Source organism: Flagellimonas eckloniae, from assembly GCF_001413955.1.
Lineage (GTDB): Bacteria > Bacteroidota > Bacteroidia > Flavobacteriales > Flavobacteriaceae > Flagellimonas > Flagellimonas eckloniae.
Genome location: NZ_LCTZ01000002.1, coordinates 2,601,139 through 2,617,616 on the forward strand (window position 1 = coordinate 2,601,139; position 16,478 = coordinate 2,617,616).

Consider the following 16,478-nt stretch of genomic DNA (forward strand, 5'->3'; position numbering starts at 1 on the left):
AAAAACTGGAATGGACTATAAACAAACCGAACGACTGTTACAACGAAAGGGACTAAAGAAGACAAAGTTGCGCCATGCATTGATACGGTATTTTATCAAAACCCAACATGCACAGTCATATGCCGATATCAAGCTGGCCCTGACGGAAGCAACCGATAAATCAACCCTATACCGAAACCTGACCGCTTTTGAGCAGGTCGGGCTAATACACAGTATCAACGACCATTCAGGTGTCACCAAATATGCATTTGGCGAAGCCCCCATACAAGGCAACGAACACGCCCATTTCGTATGTGAATGTTGTGAAACGGTATATTGTATGGATGGGTTGGCACCACTGCAGTTGGATGTCCCAAAAGGATTCAAGGCGAACAAGGTACAGACCATAATTCGTGGAACCTGTGCTGATTGTTGAAAATGAAAATTAAACCATGGAATACAATAGAAGAAAATTTATCAGCTTTTTAGGAAAGGCCAGCTTGAGTACTGCAGTATTACCTCCTTTTTTGATAGGTTGTGGCAATACGTCCACTCCAACAGCAAAAACCTTGAAAATGGACAGTCAAATTTTGGATAGGTTAAAAAAATTGCCCCTCAATGGGCTTTCACCATCCAATAAAGACGATTTGTTGTTAGCCACGGGGTTGGATTATCATATCATCATTCGTTGGGGCGATGAAATCAGTAAGAATGACCGTTTTGGTTTCAATAATGATTTTACTTGTTTTATCCCGTTTGACGATGATGATCCCACGGATGGATTACTTTGGGTCAATCATGAGTATGTCAATCCCCTTTTTGTCTCTGGATTTGACTTCGAAAAATATGAAAACCCAACGGCACATCGAACAAAAGAACAGGTAGACAAAGAAATGTACAATGTTGGTGGTAGTATCGTTCGCATAAAAGAAAAAGATGGAAAATGGAAGGTCATAAAGAACGATCCACACAACCGTCGAATCACTGCAAAAACCCCAATGGAACTCAACTGGGACCACCCTATTAAAGGGGCCTCCACCGTTATTGGAACCCACAGTAACTGTTCGGGAGGCATCACCCCTTGGAAGACCTTTCTGACTTGCGAAGAGAATTATGATAGTTTTTTTGGAGAAACTGTTTATGACCAAGACGGACGACCTGCACACCGAGATAGTTCGAAGGGCTGGGAAAAATTTTACCCTTATCCCCCGGAGCACTATGGCTGGGTGGTCGAAGTAGACCCAAAGGACGGTTCCGCCCAAAAGCATGTGGCCATTGGCCGTTATGCCCATGAATGTTGTACACTTTATGAACTGTCCGATAAGCGTATAGTGGCCTATTCAGGTGATGACAAGAACAATGAGCATTTGTATAAATTCATCTCGTCCGAGCCAGGGTCGTTAAAAGAGGGAACGCTTTATGTTGCCGATACGGTAAATGGCAAATGGTTGCCGCTAGACTGGCAAACCCAGCCAGCTTTGAAAGATAGGTTTAAAGATCAGACCGAAGTTTTAGTACGTACGAGGGAAGCAGCCAAAATATTGGGAGCCACGCCACTGAACCGCCCTGAGGATATTGAAATTGACCCCATTACGGGTAGTGTTTTTGTATCGCTCACCAATAATTATGATAAAAATGACTTTCACGGATCTATACTGAAAATAGAGGAAACCGATGGCAAGTATGATGCTTTGACCTTTAACGCTTCAACTTTTATGGCGGGTGGAGAAGAAAATGGATTTTCATGCCCCGATAACCTGGCCTTTGATATGGCCGGTAATCTGTGGTTTACCTCTGATATGTCTGGCAGCAAAATGAATAAGGAAGACGGACTCTACATGGCTTTCAAGAACAATAGTCTTTTTGTGGTTCCACGCCATGGAAAAGACCAAGGCAAAATTATTCGCTTGGCTTCGGCCCCTAACGATGCCGAGCTCACAGGCCCATGGTTTTCACCCGATGGAAAAACGTTGTTTCTAAGTGTACAACACCCTGGTGAGCAAACGACCGATCTCAATGACCCAACTAGCAAATGGCCCTTTGATAAAGATGGTATCCCTAAATCATCCGTCGTGGCCATCACAGGTAACCTTATTGAAAAGATGAACAAATTACATATTCTGGAAAGGGCCTAACTCAGTTTAGCAACTGGCTACAGAATACGATTAGGTTTCATAAAATGAACGATTTTTAGGGTTTTCCCAGTACTTTGGCGTATATCCATGTGATAGATAGCTACTATATCCCCACATTTTAGAAATGGTTTCTATGGTAACTCCATTAGTAAGGGTGACTGTTGTCGCAAAGGTATACCTGACCTTGTGAAAAATGAGGTTTTCTTTGAATATTGGCAAACTGTACCATTTCCTGCAAATATTAAAAAGTAGCCCCGGCAAGAATCGAACTTTTTCTCCTGACCCCCAGTTTTATTGGGGCTTCCACTTTTTATTTTCAAGATGTTGACGATTTGTGAACTTTTGTGATTGATTTGTCTGACGTCATATCAAATATAGATAAACCAACGCAAATAGTTGATTTTGGCAGATTGGTTATCTACCAATAGAACTTTCTTCGCTTACTATTTTCCAAAATAGTTCTTCTGACAATTTCAGCTTTATCCTCGCTAATGTTTGCCAAAACAACTGAATTTTTCACGAAAGAATCTTTTAGCAGAACATCGATATCTCCTTGGGACAGATACCCATTATCTCTCAAGTTTCCGAGAAGGGCGGGGTATCTATCTGAACTGAAATCCTTATCCAACATTGTTAATTATCCTTTATTTGAACTTTGGTGTATGCCAGACCTTCGATGTAATTTCACTTATTCTATTTTGATTTCGGCAAGAACCATTTTGTCAGATTTTAACTCAACTATTTTGAACAATGTTCCATTTCGATTAATTGGTTCAGATGTTGTCAATATCCATTCGTCTTCGTCCAAACTCCAGATTCCGTTGTAATTATGGGTTCGAAGCATCGAGTCGTTCCCACAAGGTGCAGAATAGCGACTTCTAAATTCTCCGCTCTTCAAGATCTCAATCCTTAATCCATATTTGCGCTCAGTTTCCACTTGTCTTTCAAAGGTCAACTCGGCTGTTCTATTATCATAGGTTGGACGCCATGTTCCAATTAACTCATCAGCATTAAAATCAAATATTGTATTTTCTTGACCAAAACTGAATTGAAGTCCAAACATGACTGTTAAGCTTAGCAAAAGGAATTTATATTTCATGATGTCGGTTTTCAAACTTCAATCAAATACTGTTCCTTTTATATTCTGACGAAGAATTGTGCATACATTATCGTTTAAATGTACCTTCTTTGTTCCGTAAAAAAATTACCGGAACTACCAAAAAGAACGGCAAATGGACCTGGAGTCAAACATGTTCACAACACTTTCAGGTCTTTTCGTACAACGGCCAATTTATAGCACTAAATCATAAAATGCAGTCAGGTATGTTTATTCGATTTATAGTATTGGGAAAATAAATTGGTTTAAAAACCCAATCCAAAAGTGTTGTCGACGACAACCTTCTTAACTTTTAATTTACGGTAGTGCATTCTGATAACGACTGTATTTTTTAAGTCAATGCGATTTCTTGTGTTCGTGTTATAATTATTGCTTAGTCCAAAGTAAAGCTCATCCAACAGTTTTCCTTCATTATCTAAAAACTGCATGGTTTGAATGGCAACCTGATAAGCCTTATTGGTAACAGTAGCATTAAATGTCAAATAAGCTTCAGCACCATTACCATAAACTTTGGGTTTCAAGTCAATCGAATTTCCAATAAACTCAAGACTGGTAAGACCTTCAATATTACCAGACAGATGGGTTATGTCCTCTACAAGTACTTCACCTGGCTCCAAAGCAGTGTATTCAATTGTTCCCTTCACCGAAATTGAGGTAGCTGACCTATCTGGAAGTGCCCAACTATGGATTTTAAATGAAAATCCAACATTTTTTTCTGGCCAAAAATCACGCTGCGTTAGTACCAGGGCAGTGTCCTTATGCACAGAATAATTTTTATATAAAGCAACACTTACAAGTTGTTGGTGCTCATGCTTCAAATCTTTATCTGTATTGGTGACCCACTGCTTAATGTAAGAAGACGAAGCAAGCCCGGTTACTGCTGTGGTATCCTTTACAAAAAAGGTAAGCTTAGTACCAAAATGGTATGGGCGCACATCTACAAAATCAGCTGGAGCTTTTGCCAATTCAACTCCTGTTAATTCAACATTTTGGGCATTTATTATGTTACCCATGGTAAGACATATAATCAGTAAAGACCTTTTTACTTGTCGAAAAAGTACCATTTTTTCAGGGTTTAGTAATCATTATAGTTGCGAATAATAGTGTAATCAACAATAAGGCAAAAAGAAAATGGATGAGTTTGTTTAATATGTTGACTTCCATTCTTATTGGTTTAAATGAAAATAGTATTTCGCATCTGCGGGCAAGGTAGTAGTAGCAGTATAGTATTGATTTTTCCATGATTCTGAGGATTTTTCTTTAGTCCCATCAACTCGTTCCATGATCAGGTTCCATCCGGGTTTAAAATTTAAATCACAGACTATTTCGCCTTCATTACCTGCCCTATCTTTAGTGATATTTACTCCACTGATGCTATTGATCTGACCTGTATGCACCCAATAGGCTGTGTACCCATTACCGGCCTTATGAAGACAACAGGGGGAATTCAGGTTCACCACTGGTTTTATGGAATTGCCAATATCAATAAAACCTATATTTTCTTCCCCTGAATAGACATTCATATTATGTCTTGTTGAAAAGTAGCTTGTATTTTTATTAGAGTAATCCAATTCTAAGTATGGGTTTCCGACTAGCCGTTCACTTCCATGCTGTGCAGCGCTCATGGGTTTTACTGTAAGCGTATTTATTTTGGGTAGGTTTATCCTGACTTGCCCATTAGCAGAAACGCTGCCAATTTTTATTTCATTTTTTTTATTGTCAAGATCCTGATAACTAGTTCTAATTTCAACTTGCCCGTATGACCAGTTTTCAAATTTTCCTTGGAGGTCACTAGCTATTTTGTTGCGCCAATAAAATTCATTTTCATTTTGCTTTTGGGCTGCTTTGTTTTTAGTCAATTGATTTTTTTTGGCTTGTTTTTTCTCAGACTTTCGTTTTTCTTCATCTTGCATTGCTTGTTCCATCATCTTCCTCATACTTGGAGGCATTTTGTTCATGATACTGTCCATCATTTTTTTTGCCTCTTCTTCGTTTTCAGGAGCTTGAGCCTGAGCCGTAGTTGTAATTGCCAACAATACAACCGCTAAAATTATTAGTCTATTTTTCATCATTTTTTGCTTTTAATATGAGTTCTCCTTCTTTGTTGGCTATGATAATGGCCTTGGAACCTCCTAGAGTCACTTCATTTTTTATTTTGAAGTCGTCTTCGGGAAACTGTTTTTTTTCCGTAAAAACCTCCTGGTCCTTAAACACGGTTATAGTAGTTCCTTCACTAGGTTTAATCCGTATCCCTTTTTGTTTGTAGGTGCCTGATAATAATCCTAAAAAATAGCTGCAGTCCATACAGTCCTGAAGTACCTTTTGATTCTTTTTTATCATTGCCAAAAGGTATAGAGCATAAATTTCATTTTTAGTAAGTTTTACTGCAATCACTATTTGGGTTTCTTGGGTAGTTTTTGTCTGAGCCAATAACACCAAAGGAAACAACAGTAATACAACAAATATTTTTTTCATTTTCTAAAAACTAGTTTTGTAATTCTCTGATTTCCAGCTCATAAAAAGTATAATGCAAATCTTCTGAAACTGGTTTTCCACTGGAAAAAAGATTTTGATTAAATAGCGTTTTAACCAACACATAACCACCATATTCAGATTTAACTATAAAGTCTAAAAAATTGGTTCCTGGTTTTACACTTAGGCCAGTTGATGCACCACCCATTTCCAAGATTAGCATTGAATTATTTCCAAGGCCTGTACAACCAATTTGGAGCTTCATCTTTATTCGATATGATTTGTTTTTTTTAGTATCAAAATAAAATGATAGAAAATCCCTTAATTTTTGACTATTATTTGGTTCAATTCTTATTGTTCGAGTATATGAATCGAACCGTCCTTTATAATCCAATCCAGCACCCGGAATCCAGTGCTTTTTGGCAGTTAACTTATAATTTGCCCCGTTAGAAGTTGAATAAGCATTTGGTACAATTGTAGCACTATTCTTAGGATAGTTTTTCAATATAAAATCTCTAGAAAGTAACTTTTTATTCTTATCCAAGTTAGTAGCCGTTAAAAGAGGTAACCTTAAATTATTGTCCAGTTGAACACTGCGTAATTGTTTGTTCGAAATCTGAGCTTTTAAGCTAATGTTTAAGAATAGCACCATCATTGTATAAAATATAGTTTTGATTCTCATGTTCTTTATTGTTGTTTTTAATAAATATGAAACCTTAAACTTTTGATACCATAAACTTATAAGGCTTCTTAAAATGGTCTGGTACGGGCTTACTTTGGTATTGCACTTTTCGGTAACCATTATTTTTTAAGAGACATTTTACTTGTATTAAATAAACACCCTTGCTAAGACTGCGAGAAGAAGTAATGGAATTAAACCCTCTTGAAATACCCAATGATTTACCAGAAGCATCATACAATCTTATATCAAGATTAGTATCGTTCGGTGCGCTTAAGGTATTTATGTGGATTTTTTTGCTTTCGTCCAAGACAACACTATACCAATCATTTAGGTTTTCATCATTCCCAGCTACGCCATTCTTTATATGACCTACAATGGCATAAGCAGTAACAGTTTTATTAAGATCTATATATTTTGCTTGCTTCTGCGTATCATTAGGTTCATAAATATCTTCCAAGCCTGTATATTCCCATTCTAGCTTATAGGGAATAGGTGGAATGTAAGATTCGGGATCGTTATGCGGTTCTATTATAACATCGTACGTCATTCCTGGGTGTACGGAAAAATGAGCCGTTCGTGTACGGTTGTTTTCTGTAGCTCCTGGGCTTCCAGTGATTATAACCCCTCCTTTACTCCCAGCAGCTGTTATACTCATTTTGGGGCCCAGGTCTTTATCGGCATGTGTCAAGGTTACTCTCACATACCCTGGAAAGGAAATTGCAGGAATTTTAATTAAACCGCGATATTCATCTGTTTCACCAGACTTGGCCCAATCTGCATTGATATGCCCTTTTTTATTTTTATTGGCAATTTTCTTGAGTAACGTTGTCCTGCTTTGCGCATTGCGCTTTATATCCTTGTACAAATTTGTAGCATCAACATTGGAAACTTCTTTTTTAATATTTCTATTTACTGTTGTTATTTGCGCATTGACAATAATAGTTGCCAACAAAGCTATACTGATACATGTGATTTTTATTTTCATGATTTTTATTTTAAAGTTTTATAAATTCTACACGGCGGTTGTTCGCCTTACCTTCGGGGGTAGTATTTTCAGCAGCGGGCACGGCTTCTCCCTTGCCATTGGTTTCAAAACGATTCTCTGCTATGCCCTGTTCGACCAAAGCCCATTTTACGGCCTCCGCACGTTCAGCGGAAAGTGACAGGTTGTATTCGGCATCACCATCACTATCGGTATGGCCTTCGATTCTAAAGTTGAGATTGGGATGGTCTAGCATCATGGCGACCACTTCTTTGAGTACACCGCCTGATTCAGGTTTTATGTTGGAACTGTTCACATCGAAGAGAATACCCCGGGTCACAAACTTACCTTCTGCCACTACACGGTCATAGAGTTTTTTGCCCCCCTCAGCGATTCGAATATTCTTGATGGCCGAAAATTCTTTATAAACGGCAAATACTTCTAAAACAAGGGCTTCAGGTTGGTAGCCTAAATTCGGAATGTTCAACACTCTTTTTTCATCAAGAAATAGTTTTAAGCTTCGTTTGTTGAAGGCCAATGCTACACGGCGCCATACCGGTTCATCTACACCCACAACCATCGAATCCTCAAAGGTTTCGTATTCATTTGAGCTCCCATTTCTATTACAGTTTAATGACGCACCATGCATGTTAACAACTATTGCTGAACAATAACTTTTGCGGTCATTAGAATAGCCATATTTACCTCCGTCTGACCAGAGTTTTATAAAATAATCTTGATACCCTGGGCCCTTTGTTCTTTGAAAAAAGGCATCAAACTCAATGGTAAACACCTCGGGCAGATACTCAGTTTTATCCATCAAAGGAGTGATTTTAGCTTTATGACTCAGATTGATAACAAGATTTTCTCCGTAACTGGCGTTCTCCGCATTTCCAGAGAGTAAATCCCAACGTGAGGGGAACTCCCCATTCTCTTCTATACTTAAATCATCGTTAAAAATGATTTTATCTCCTGGCACAAAATTGTATTGCGACCATAATTGGGGTTGTGTATTGTTTGAAGTATCTTCTTCATAACCTTCATCTGTATAATCTTCGTTTGACTCTTCATACAAGTCCTCTTCACCGTTCTGGCTTCTTCGTTTCTTCTTCTTTTTAAAAGGTTTTTCAATAAGACTGTCAAGAGCCTCGGAAGTCTTTTCCTCAGTCTTTCTGCTGACCGTCTCTTCAGCAGCTTGTTTGGCTCTTTCTTTTAATTTTTTAAAGAACTGGGCATTTGAAGATGTATGGCCTAAAAAGAACAAACAAGTGATTATTAATGTAAGCTTTGATTTCATGATTCCATTTTTTCATCGTTCTGGAATCAAAAGTATCTTGGAGAAACAAAAAGGAATCGCTGGTATGTAACAATGTATGCAAGAAATGTAACAGGTGATGTAAAGTGCTGTTATTGAATAGATTGAAAATATTCTGTTGGAGTTTTTTTATAGACTTCTTTAAAACATTTGATAAAATAAGAAGGGGTATTAAACCCTACAGTATAAGCTACTTCGTTAATAGTTGCATCTGAAGTTTTTAGAATTTGAACAGCTTGCTTTAAACGCTGCGAACGTATAAACCCTGATGTGGATATGCCTGTATAGGTAATTAGTTTTCGATGCAATTGCATACGGCTCATGCCAATTAAATTGCTGAATTTGCCTGCATTAAACTCAGGATTTACTAGATGCTCATCCAATATCTCCTGAACTTTGTTCAAGAAAACTTCATCAGTAGGCGTAATCGCCAGGTCCTTTGGTTTTAGAAAACTTTCTTGGCTATAACGTTGACGAAGCATTTTACGGGACTTTACCAAATTAGAAACCCGTTTTTCTAAGATTTTGATCTTAAAGGGTTTGGTCACATAATCATCGGCACCTGCCTTTAATCCCTTTAGTTCGTTTTGCTTATCGATACTTGCTGTCAGTAGTATGATCGGGATGTGGCTGGTTCGTTCATCAGTCTTTAAAGTATTGCAAAGTGCAATACCATCTTCAACTGGCATTTTAACATCGGAAATAACAATATCAGGGACGTGTTCTAAAGCTTTTTCAATACCTATTTTTCCGTTTTCAGCTTTAATCACCTTATAGGATTTCCCAAATTCAACAGTTATAAAATCGCGAACATCAACATTATCTTCAACAACCAATAAAATGGGTCTATTTGAGTTCTCCCCATCCTTTTTAACTTCCAATTTTGAAATCTTGGGTGGCTCCGTTTTTATCCTATCATGTTCCGTTTTTATGGCAATCTCAACAACAAACCGAATTGTTCCATCATTTTGCAGAACTTCAATCGTTCCATCGTACAACTTTACCAATTCTTTTACCAAGGACAACCCTATACCTGCTCCTTTGGAGTTTTTATCGGTCTGGTAGAACCGTTCAAATATTTTTTGAACATCTTCAATCTCCGTTTTAGTATCGTTTGAAATTTCCAAAAACAAAATTCCATCACTAAGCGATGCGGTTAACCCACACTTTCCTCCTTTCTTGCCATACTTTATCGCGTTGGATATAAGGTTGACAATTATTTTATCCAAGACATCGCCATCATATAATGCGCTGGGAATATCTTGAACTTTATAGCCGAAATCCATTTTATGTTTCTCAGCTTCATAACTAAATGATGATGCGGTCGATTTTAGAAACAACCCAAGGTTACCCCATTTTTTTTGCAATTGAAATTTTCCTTCTTCAAGCTTTGCCAATTGTAACAGTTCATCTACAAGGTTGGTCAATCTTGTGGTATTACGTTCAATCATTGAAAACCTGGAAATCTCTTCTTCCGAAATATCTGTCTGGGAAAGTTTAGATTCTATAGGACCTGATATTAAGGTCAATGGAGTTCTAAATTCATGAGCAATCTCGGTATAGATTTTCGATTTGTAATCATTCAGTTTTTTAAACCTATTAGCTTCCTCTTGCTTCAATTGCAGATCGAGTTTCATTTTCCAACGCCATTTTAGATATCTGTACACCAAAAGCCCTGTGATTAAAAGTAGAAGTGTGTAAAATGATTTTGACCAAATATTAAAATACCAAGGAGGAGCAATACTAAAAGTATGTTCTACAGGATTTTGGTTCCATTTGCCGTCATAATTGCTCGAAATCACCTGAAATTCATATTCATCTGGAGGCAAATGGGTATACCTGACAAAATTTTTGTTGCCAGTTTCAATCCATTCTTTTTCTAAGGGCAATAAACGATACCTGTATTGATTTTTTTCTGGCTCTGAAAATTGAAGGCTTGAAAACGAAAAATCGATGGTGTTCTCATTGTGCTTCATTATAGTATCAAAATAAATCGACTTTACTTCGTTGAGTACTTTAAAATCAGTTATGGTTGTTTTGGGTAAATATTTGTTTTCAGAAATGGATTGAGGTGTAAACCAATAAAAACCTTCTAGGGCGCCAAAATATAATTGACCATTGTTGTGTTTATAATACGCTCCCGTATTAAACTCAGTGGCCAATCCATCATAATTGTCGTAATTGGTGATTTCTGGCAGTTCATTAAAGTCCTTGGGCACTTTAAATTTAGTAATGCCCTTATTAGAACTTAGCCATAAGTTACCCGCCTCATCAGGAAGTATGCCATAGATCACATTATTTGGTAGTCCATATTTAGAAGAGTAGTTGTGGAATTTTCCTTGCTGGATATTTAAAGCATCCAACCCTGCACCCGATGTTCCTATCCATAACACATTATTCTCATCATGATATAAGGATTTTATACTATTGGAGCTGATGGATGGCATTTTATCATCAGTAATAAAGATTTCAGATTTTTCTGTTGACGGGTCAAACTTAATAAGGCCCTCTCTATCCGTGCCTATCCAAAAATAGCCTTTTGGGTCTTGAACAATAACGCGAATGTTCTTTCTAGTTACAGTTGAGTCCCTCACATTAAATCGCTGATATTGTTTGACAATTCCTTTCCTTTTGTCAAATTGAATTAAACCATCATCGCGCGTACACAGCCAAATGTTATTTTGTTGGTCTTCAAAAATATCCCATATTGTTTCAGAGGATAGTGGAATTTTACTGGTTTCGTTGTATGTTCTAAAAACATTGTTCTTGCCCAGAATGGAAAGTCCGCCGCTTTGGGTTCCAATCCAAAGTTCATTATCCGAATCATAGTGTAAACTCATGATACGGTTTGAAGAAATATCTGAATTAAGTGTGGTATACGTAATCCAACTGTTTGTTGCCGGTTCGTAACTGGTTAGTCCTTTGCCTGATGTGCCTATCCAAACATTGTTCGTATTATCTAGCGTTATTGCCCTGACTACATCAATACTGATATTGGCCGGTGTTTGATAGTTTGTGAATGAATTAAATTTTTCCAGGTAGGCGTCGTAAAAACTAGCACCGGCCCCATCTGTTCCAAACCATAAAGTTTTGGAATCATCTTGAAAGACACATAAAATATCATTGTAATGGAGCGCCCTGGGATTCTGTTTTTGCTCTGAAAAATGTATGATTTTATTAGTTGTAAAGTTTACAAGATAAAGGCCATCCCCATAGGTAGTAATCCATAGTCTATTTTCATCATCAAAAGACAGGTCTAGAATCACTAAATCTTTAGGAAGGTACCCATCAAAAGAGGTGTCTCTTAATCTTCTTATGCTTTTGGTTGCCTTATCATAATAAAATAGTCCATCACCATGGTAACCAATCCATAGTGTTTGCCCTTCGTCGATAATTGCTGTACTCAAATTTGAGGGTATTTTCTCGCCCAATAAGGTTTCAAGGGCAATCTCCTTTTTTGCTAGGGTTTTACTATTGAGATAAAACAACGCCTTTTCAGAAATAACAAAAAGACTGTCTCTTGACCAGGTCCCAATTTTTTTTATTTGGCCTTTAATTTGCGTATACGAATTAGATGGTGTTAAAGTCAAATTTTGCTCCAATGAAAAAACCTGTCCAGTTGTAGTACCTACCCAATATTTTTTTGAAGCATCTTGCCAAATGGTTGAGGCATTGGTTATTCTATCCAATGCTAAGAAGTCGTTTATGTCTTTGTCATATTTATAAACCTTGTGGTCCGATGGTATAATGAAAACCTGCCCCTCTCTATCTACATAAATTTTACCCAACCTGCTAAAAGTCGGTCTAGTAATATCAGTAAATTGAAATGGGTACTGCTTTATGGACCGACCATCATAACGGTTAAGGCCATCTTGGGTAGCCAACCATAAATAACCCAAACTATCTTGTGCAACAGAAACCACACTGTTTTGGGAAAGCCCTTCCTTAACTGTTAACTGCCGAAAAGAAATTTGATTTTGAGCATTTGCACTATATATAAAAAGTAAAATAAAGCAAAAGAGCAGACAAAAATGCTTGGTATAAGCTAAACTAAAATCAGCGAGGTTTAGAGGTCTTTTCATATATTTAAGAAAAAGTATCGCTATTCTATCAGAAGTGATTGGAAAAAAGGGACATCCATCTAATGGCGTGCTTTTTTAAATATTGAAGGGGACATGATTAAATCATTTGCAGAAAAAGTAGATTGTGAAATTCCGGAAAAACTTCAACCGCATTTGGTAATGGCAATTCATGGCAGTACGGAAAATAAGGTGGACTTGACTATTCCCATTTTTCCGACCGGTTTCCCTGTAATAATAAACGTTTATGGAGCTATGCCAGATTTGTTTTTGCCAGAAGGTTATACTCCGGCAGTATCCAGATTAAACTTGGCAGGTCAAATATTTAATCACAACCCAAACATAAGAGTCAATGGGTATTTTGGACAAATAGGTTTTTTACTGCATCCCATGGCACCTTACTATCTGTTTCATAAACTCGGTGATTTTTCGTTGAACCGATGGGTGCCTTTTGATAAGACCAGTCCAATGGATACTTCTAAACTTGAAAAAGAATTGAACAACTGTGCAGATCCATTGGGAAGATTTCCAATTATCATTAAGTATCTTGAAGCATTGGTGGAAAACAGATTGCCGCCAATTTCATGGTTGGACAAGGCCTTTGAAACTATCTATGCAAAAAATGGACAAGTTAGTTTAAATCATCTCTCTGAACAGATTGGTATAAGCCTGCGGCATTTTAGAAGGAAATTTAAAGAAATTATTGGTGTGCCACCCAAATTTTTTTGCAAGGTGATACAACTAAACACCATTTTTGAAGCTATTAATTCACCCCAAGGAGAAAAACTGCTCAATTTAGCTCTGGATCATGGTTATTATGACCAATCCCATTTTATCAATGACTTTAAAAGGTTAATTGGTAATAGTCCTGAAAAATTTCTTGAAAGCGAACATGTATATACCAAAACCTATATGGGGAGAAAGGGGATTTAAACATGTTGCCTAAAAGAGTTCATAATTATTCAAAATCTAGATTTATAAAAAATAAGGACTTCTAGCCGCAAACGTTTTAAAGAACCTTTCTCAGTTAAAGTTAGGCTTCTGTTTTGACATTATTCTCTAATTCTTGTCTTTGTGGGCACAGAAAGTGAGCGTTCTTTTCTTTCAAGAACTTTTGCATATATCTGTGTAGTAGTCAGGAATGACACAACATTTTTGAAATATTTTCAATGGGTACGCCATTAGTAAGGGTAACTGTTATCGCAAAGGTATGCCTAGCCTTATGAAAAATGAAGTTCTCTTAGAATATTGGCAAATTGTACCATTTCCCGCAAATATTAAAAAGTAGCCCCGGCAAGAATCGAACTTGCATCTAAAGTTTAGGAAACTTCTATTCTATCCATTGAACTACGGGGCCATTCCCATAAATGGATTGCAAAAATATGTTTTTTAGGAAAAAGAATTTTTAATGGGGCAATTTATCTTTTAGCAGGCCATAAAGGTAGGTCCCAAGAACAGCAGATATCAACACAACCAAAATTGGAAAGAATCCAGCGCCTAGCAAGGTAAATATTGGACCAGGGCATGCACCGGCCAAAGCCCAGCCCAACCCGAAGAGGATTCCTCCAAACAAATACCTTCTAATTCCTTTTTCTTTGGGTGTAAAAACAATTTCTTCTCCGGAAAAAGACTTTATATTGAATCGCTTTATAAGTTGAATCCCAATTACACCAATTGTTATTGCAGACCCTATGATTCCATACATATGAAATGCATCAAACTGGAACATCTCATAAATTCGGAACCAAGATGCTGCTTCCGATTTGAATAATACAATTCCAAAAAATAGCCCAATCAAAAAATACGCAAGTGTTCTCATAATTAAAAAATTAGGGGAAATAAAACATGAACAGTAAACAAGCCTCCAATAAAAAACCCAATAACCGCAATCAATGAGGGAAGTTGCAAATTACTTAGGCCTGAAATAGCATGTCCTGAAGTACAACCTCCTGCGTAACGCGCGCCAAAGCCAACAAAAAGACCACCAAGAACCAATAAAATTATCCCCTTCACATCTGAAAATACTTCAACATCAAACAACTCTTTTGGAAGGTAGGCTGTTCCAGCACTTTCAAACCCAAGAGCTTGTAATTCCACTACGGTATTTGGATTAATAGCAACAGATGTATCAGAAGACAATAGATTACTACCAATAAATCCTCCTAACACAACTCCGGCAACTACAACTAGGTTCCATCGCTGTGATTTCCAATCGAATTTGAAAAAATCTGAATGCCTGCCAGCTCCGCAGAGGGTACAAAGTGTTCTAAGATTTGAGGACATTCCAAATCGCTTGCCAAGCATAATCAATAAAAACATTGTAAGCGCAAGTAATGGGCCCGCTATATACCACGGCCACGGCTTTAAAAGTATTTCCATAGTTACTTTTTAACTTTACATGTGTTTAGTCCTACCAAGGTGTACAGGGGACAAAAACTTACAAAACTGGTAACTAAAAAAACTCCGGCAAGAGCTAAAAGTACATAGCCCAACGTTCCTGAAATTACATTTTGATAAAATAGCACTGCTACTATTACGGCAACGACAAAACGAATAATTCTATCAATGTTGCCCATATTCTTTTTCATAAGATTACGTTTATTGTTTAAAGTACTCAACAAACCAAACTATCACCGAAACAATTACAATACAAAGTATGCATACGATTCCCAGTTTGGCCGCCTTATTTAATTTCACTCCCAAATGTAAACAATGCACTATAACTATTATGTTACTTTTGTTACACTCCCAACTCCCTTAAAATATTACTTTTATTTCAACAAAAAGACTCTAGAAATTGGGCAGGCAGTCTTCATTTTAAGAACTATGCATTAGATGGAACTATATTGGGAAAGTTTACAAAATGGTTTTATAGGTTCTTTGCAATGGACATGGAATTCTATATTGTTTAAAGTTCCCTGGTACACCAATTATTTTTGGGGATTGATTGTAATTTCATTGTTGATCTGGGGTCTGGAAATTCTGTTCCCCTGGCGAAAACAGCAATCCATCTTTAGAAAAGATTTTTGGTTGGATGCATTTTATATGTTCTTCAACTTCTTCATTTTTGCCATAATAATTAGCGGTATCTATAAATTTCTAGGGGTTTTATTTGGGGATTTGGGGATTACCCTAAAAAGCTTGGTGATTTTTAATCTATCCATGTGGCCCCAATGGCTACAGCTTCTTGTTTTCTTTATTGTTTTGGATTTTGTTCAATGGTTTACCCATGTGCTATTACATAAGTTTCCTTTCTTATGGCAATTTCATAAAATACACCACAGTGTAAAAGAAATGGGATTTGCCGCTCATTTGCGGTACCATTGGATGGAAAATATACTTTACAAACCTTTAAAAACAATTGGGATTATGCTTTTGGGCGGCTTTGAACCACAGCATGCCTATATTGTTCATTTTGCAGCCATCATTATTGGACATTTGAACCATGCCAATTTAAAATTGACATGGGGGCCGCTGAAATATATACTGAACAATCCCGTAATGCACCTATACCACCATTCCTATACTTTGCCAGATGAAAAATATGGCGTGAACTTTGGAATAAGCTTAAGCTTATGGGACTATCTTTTTAAGACCAATTATATTCCTGAACAAAGTGGCACAATTAAATTAGGGTTCTCTGGTGATGAAACTGTGCCAAAAAGTTTCTGGAGGCAGTTAATCTATGGTTTCTCAAAAGTTAAAGAGTAGTTTTGC

At 37.1% G+C, this 16,478-nt stretch carries 16 protein-coding genes, 1 tRNA gene and 1 pseudogene; 4 read left to right on the forward strand and 14 right to left on the reverse strand.

The window, feature by feature from the left end:
• Positions 1–10 precede the first annotated feature (10 nt).
• Positions 11–415: a Fur family transcriptional regulator gene (locus AAY42_RS11095; RefSeq protein ID WP_055395174.1), complete on the forward strand. Its 405-nt coding sequence runs from the start codon at positions 11–13 to the stop codon at positions 413–415.
• Positions 416–431: 16 nt separating this feature from the next.
• Positions 432–2,114, forward strand: a complete 1,683-nt coding sequence (locus tag AAY42_RS11100) for a PhoX family protein (RefSeq protein WP_055395177.1) — start codon at positions 432–434, stop codon at positions 2,112–2,114.
• A 418-nt stretch (positions 2,115–2,532) separates the two neighbouring features.
• On the opposite strand, the gene AAY42_RS11105 is transcribed toward AAY42_RS11100, so the two are convergent.
• From AAY42_RS11105 to AAY42_RS11145, 9 genes are all read right to left on the reverse strand, one after another.
• Positions 2,533–2,745, reverse strand: a complete 213-nt coding sequence (locus AAY42_RS11105; RefSeq protein WP_055395179.1) for a hypothetical protein — start codon at positions 2,743–2,745, stop codon at positions 2,533–2,535.
• 57 nt (positions 2,746–2,802) lie between these two features.
• Positions 2,803–3,213 carry a lipocalin family protein gene (locus tag AAY42_RS11110; RefSeq protein WP_139063722.1) on the reverse strand — a complete coding sequence of 137 codons (411 nt, stop codon included), beginning with the start codon at positions 3,211–3,213 and terminating at the stop codon, positions 2,803–2,805.
• Between the two features lie 263 nt (positions 3,214–3,476).
• Positions 3,477–4,244 (reverse strand): hypothetical protein, encoded by a 768-nt coding sequence (locus AAY42_RS11115; protein ID WP_055395183.1) that lies wholly within the window; start codon positions 4,242–4,244, stop codon positions 3,477–3,479.
• 153 nt (positions 4,245–4,397) lie between these two features.
• Positions 4,398–5,303, reverse strand: coding sequence for a DUF2059 domain-containing protein (locus tag AAY42_RS11120; RefSeq protein ID WP_175288761.1), 906 nt, complete (start codon positions 5,301–5,303; stop codon positions 4,398–4,400).
• Positions 5,290–5,706 carry a hypothetical protein gene (locus AAY42_RS11125; RefSeq protein WP_055395187.1) on the reverse strand — a complete coding sequence of 139 codons (417 nt, stop codon included), beginning with the start codon at positions 5,704–5,706 and terminating at the stop codon, positions 5,290–5,292. The genes AAY42_RS11120 and AAY42_RS11125 overlap by 14 nt, the downstream gene beginning before the upstream one ends.
• 10 nt (positions 5,707–5,716) lie before the next feature.
• Positions 5,717–6,385, reverse strand: a complete 669-nt coding sequence (locus tag AAY42_RS11130; protein WP_139063723.1) for a hypothetical protein — start codon at positions 6,383–6,385, stop codon at positions 5,717–5,719.
• A 34-nt stretch (positions 6,386–6,419) separates the two neighbouring features.
• A complete protein-coding gene (locus tag AAY42_RS11135; RefSeq protein WP_055395191.1) occupies positions 6,420–7,370 on the reverse strand; it encodes a PPC domain-containing protein in 951 nt (316 codons plus the stop codon).
• A gap of 10 nt (positions 7,371–7,380) precedes the next feature.
• Positions 7,381–8,664, reverse strand: coding sequence for an OmpA family protein (locus tag AAY42_RS11140; RefSeq protein WP_055395193.1), 1,284 nt, complete (start codon positions 8,662–8,664; stop codon positions 7,381–7,383).
• Between the two features lie 110 nt (positions 8,665–8,774).
• Positions 8,775–12,764 carry a hybrid sensor histidine kinase/response regulator transcription factor gene (locus AAY42_RS11145; RefSeq protein ID WP_055395195.1) on the reverse strand — a complete coding sequence of 1,330 codons (3,990 nt, stop codon included), beginning with the start codon at positions 12,762–12,764 and terminating at the stop codon, positions 8,775–8,777.
• Between the two features lie 93 nt (positions 12,765–12,857).
• On the opposite strand from AAY42_RS11145, the gene AAY42_RS11150 reads away from it, so the two are divergent.
• A complete protein-coding gene (locus AAY42_RS11150) occupies positions 12,858–13,694 on the forward strand; it encodes a helix-turn-helix domain-containing protein (protein WP_055395197.1) in 837 nt (278 codons plus the stop codon).
• Between the two features lie 119 nt (positions 13,695–13,813).
• On the opposite strand, the pseudogene AAY42_RS18500 reads toward AAY42_RS11150, so the two are convergent.
• The 5 genes and pseudogenes from AAY42_RS18500 to AAY42_RS11170 all read right to left on the reverse strand — a co-directional run.
• A pseudogene (locus AAY42_RS18500) lies at positions 13,814–14,001 on the reverse strand (hypothetical protein); the annotation flags it as partial.
• A gap of 45 nt (positions 14,002–14,046) precedes the next feature.
• A tRNA-Arg gene (locus AAY42_RS11155) sits at positions 14,047–14,118 on the reverse strand.
• Positions 14,119–14,166: 48 nt separating this feature from the next.
• Positions 14,167–14,580 (reverse strand): DUF6691 family protein, encoded by a 414-nt coding sequence (locus AAY42_RS11160; RefSeq protein ID WP_055395198.1) that lies wholly within the window; start codon positions 14,578–14,580, stop codon positions 14,167–14,169.
• 2 nt (positions 14,581–14,582) lie between these two features.
• Positions 14,583–15,140 (reverse strand): YeeE/YedE family protein, encoded by a 558-nt coding sequence (locus AAY42_RS11165; RefSeq protein ID WP_055395200.1) that lies wholly within the window; start codon positions 15,138–15,140, stop codon positions 14,583–14,585.
• 2 nt (positions 15,141–15,142) lie between these two features.
• Entirely contained in the window at positions 15,143–15,349 is a 207-nt protein-coding gene (locus tag AAY42_RS11170; protein WP_055395202.1) for a YgaP family membrane protein, read from the reverse strand.
• 247 nt (positions 15,350–15,596) lie between these two features.
• On the opposite strand from AAY42_RS11170, the gene AAY42_RS11175 reads away from it, so the two are divergent.
• Entirely contained in the window at positions 15,597–16,472 is an 876-nt protein-coding gene (locus AAY42_RS11175; protein ID WP_055395204.1) for a sterol desaturase family protein, read from the forward strand.
• The last annotated feature ends 6 nt before the right edge of the window (positions 16,473–16,478 follow it).

Coding starts and splice junctions, on each gene's coding strand:
- AAY42_RS11095 (WP_055395174.1), top strand. CDS start 11: ATGGACTATAAACAAACCGAACGACTGTTACAACGAAAGGGACTAAAG.
- AAY42_RS11175 (WP_055395204.1), top strand. CDS start 15,597: ATGGAACTATATTGGGAAAGTTTACAAAATGGTTTTATAGGTTCTTTG.
- AAY42_RS11130 (WP_139063723.1), bottom strand. CDS start 6,385: ATGAGAATCAAAACTATATTTTATACAATGATGGTGCTATTCTTAAAC.
- AAY42_RS11160 (WP_055395198.1), bottom strand. CDS start 14,580: ATGAGAACACTTGCGTATTTTTTGATTGGGCTATTTTTTGGAATTGTA.
- AAY42_RS11115 (WP_055395183.1), bottom strand. CDS start 4,244: ATGGGTAACATAATAAATGCCCAAAATGTTGAATTAACAGGAGTTGAA.
- AAY42_RS11100 (WP_055395177.1), top strand. CDS start 432: ATGGAATACAATAGAAGAAAATTTATCAGCTTTTTAGGAAAGGCCAGC.
- AAY42_RS11145 (WP_055395195.1), bottom strand. CDS start 12,764: ATGAAAAGACCTCTAAACCTCGCTGATTTTAGTTTAGCTTATACCAAG.
- AAY42_RS11125 (WP_055395187.1), bottom strand. CDS start 5,706: ATGAAAAAAATATTTGTTGTATTACTGTTGTTTCCTTTGGTGTTATTG.
- AAY42_RS11105 (WP_055395179.1), bottom strand. CDS start 2,745: ATGTTGGATAAGGATTTCAGTTCAGATAGATACCCCGCCCTTCTCGGA.
- AAY42_RS11120 (WP_175288761.1), bottom strand. CDS start 5,303: ATGATGAAAAATAGACTAATAATTTTAGCGGTTGTATTGTTGGCAATT.
- AAY42_RS11110 (WP_139063722.1), bottom strand. CDS start 3,213: ATGAAATATAAATTCCTTTTGCTAAGCTTAACAGTCATGTTTGGACTT.
- AAY42_RS11135 (WP_055395191.1), bottom strand. CDS start 7,370: ATGAAAATAAAAATCACATGTATCAGTATAGCTTTGTTGGCAACTATT.
- AAY42_RS11150 (WP_055395197.1), top strand. CDS start 12,858: ATGATTAAATCATTTGCAGAAAAAGTAGATTGTGAAATTCCGGAAAAA.
- AAY42_RS11140 (WP_055395193.1), bottom strand. CDS start 8,664: ATGAAATCAAAGCTTACATTAATAATCACTTGTTTGTTCTTTTTAGGC.
- AAY42_RS11170 (WP_055395202.1), bottom strand. CDS start 15,349: ATGAAAAAGAATATGGGCAACATTGATAGAATTATTCGTTTTGTCGTT.
- AAY42_RS11165 (WP_055395200.1), bottom strand. CDS start 15,140: ATGGAAATACTTTTAAAGCCGTGGCCGTGGTATATAGCGGGCCCATTA.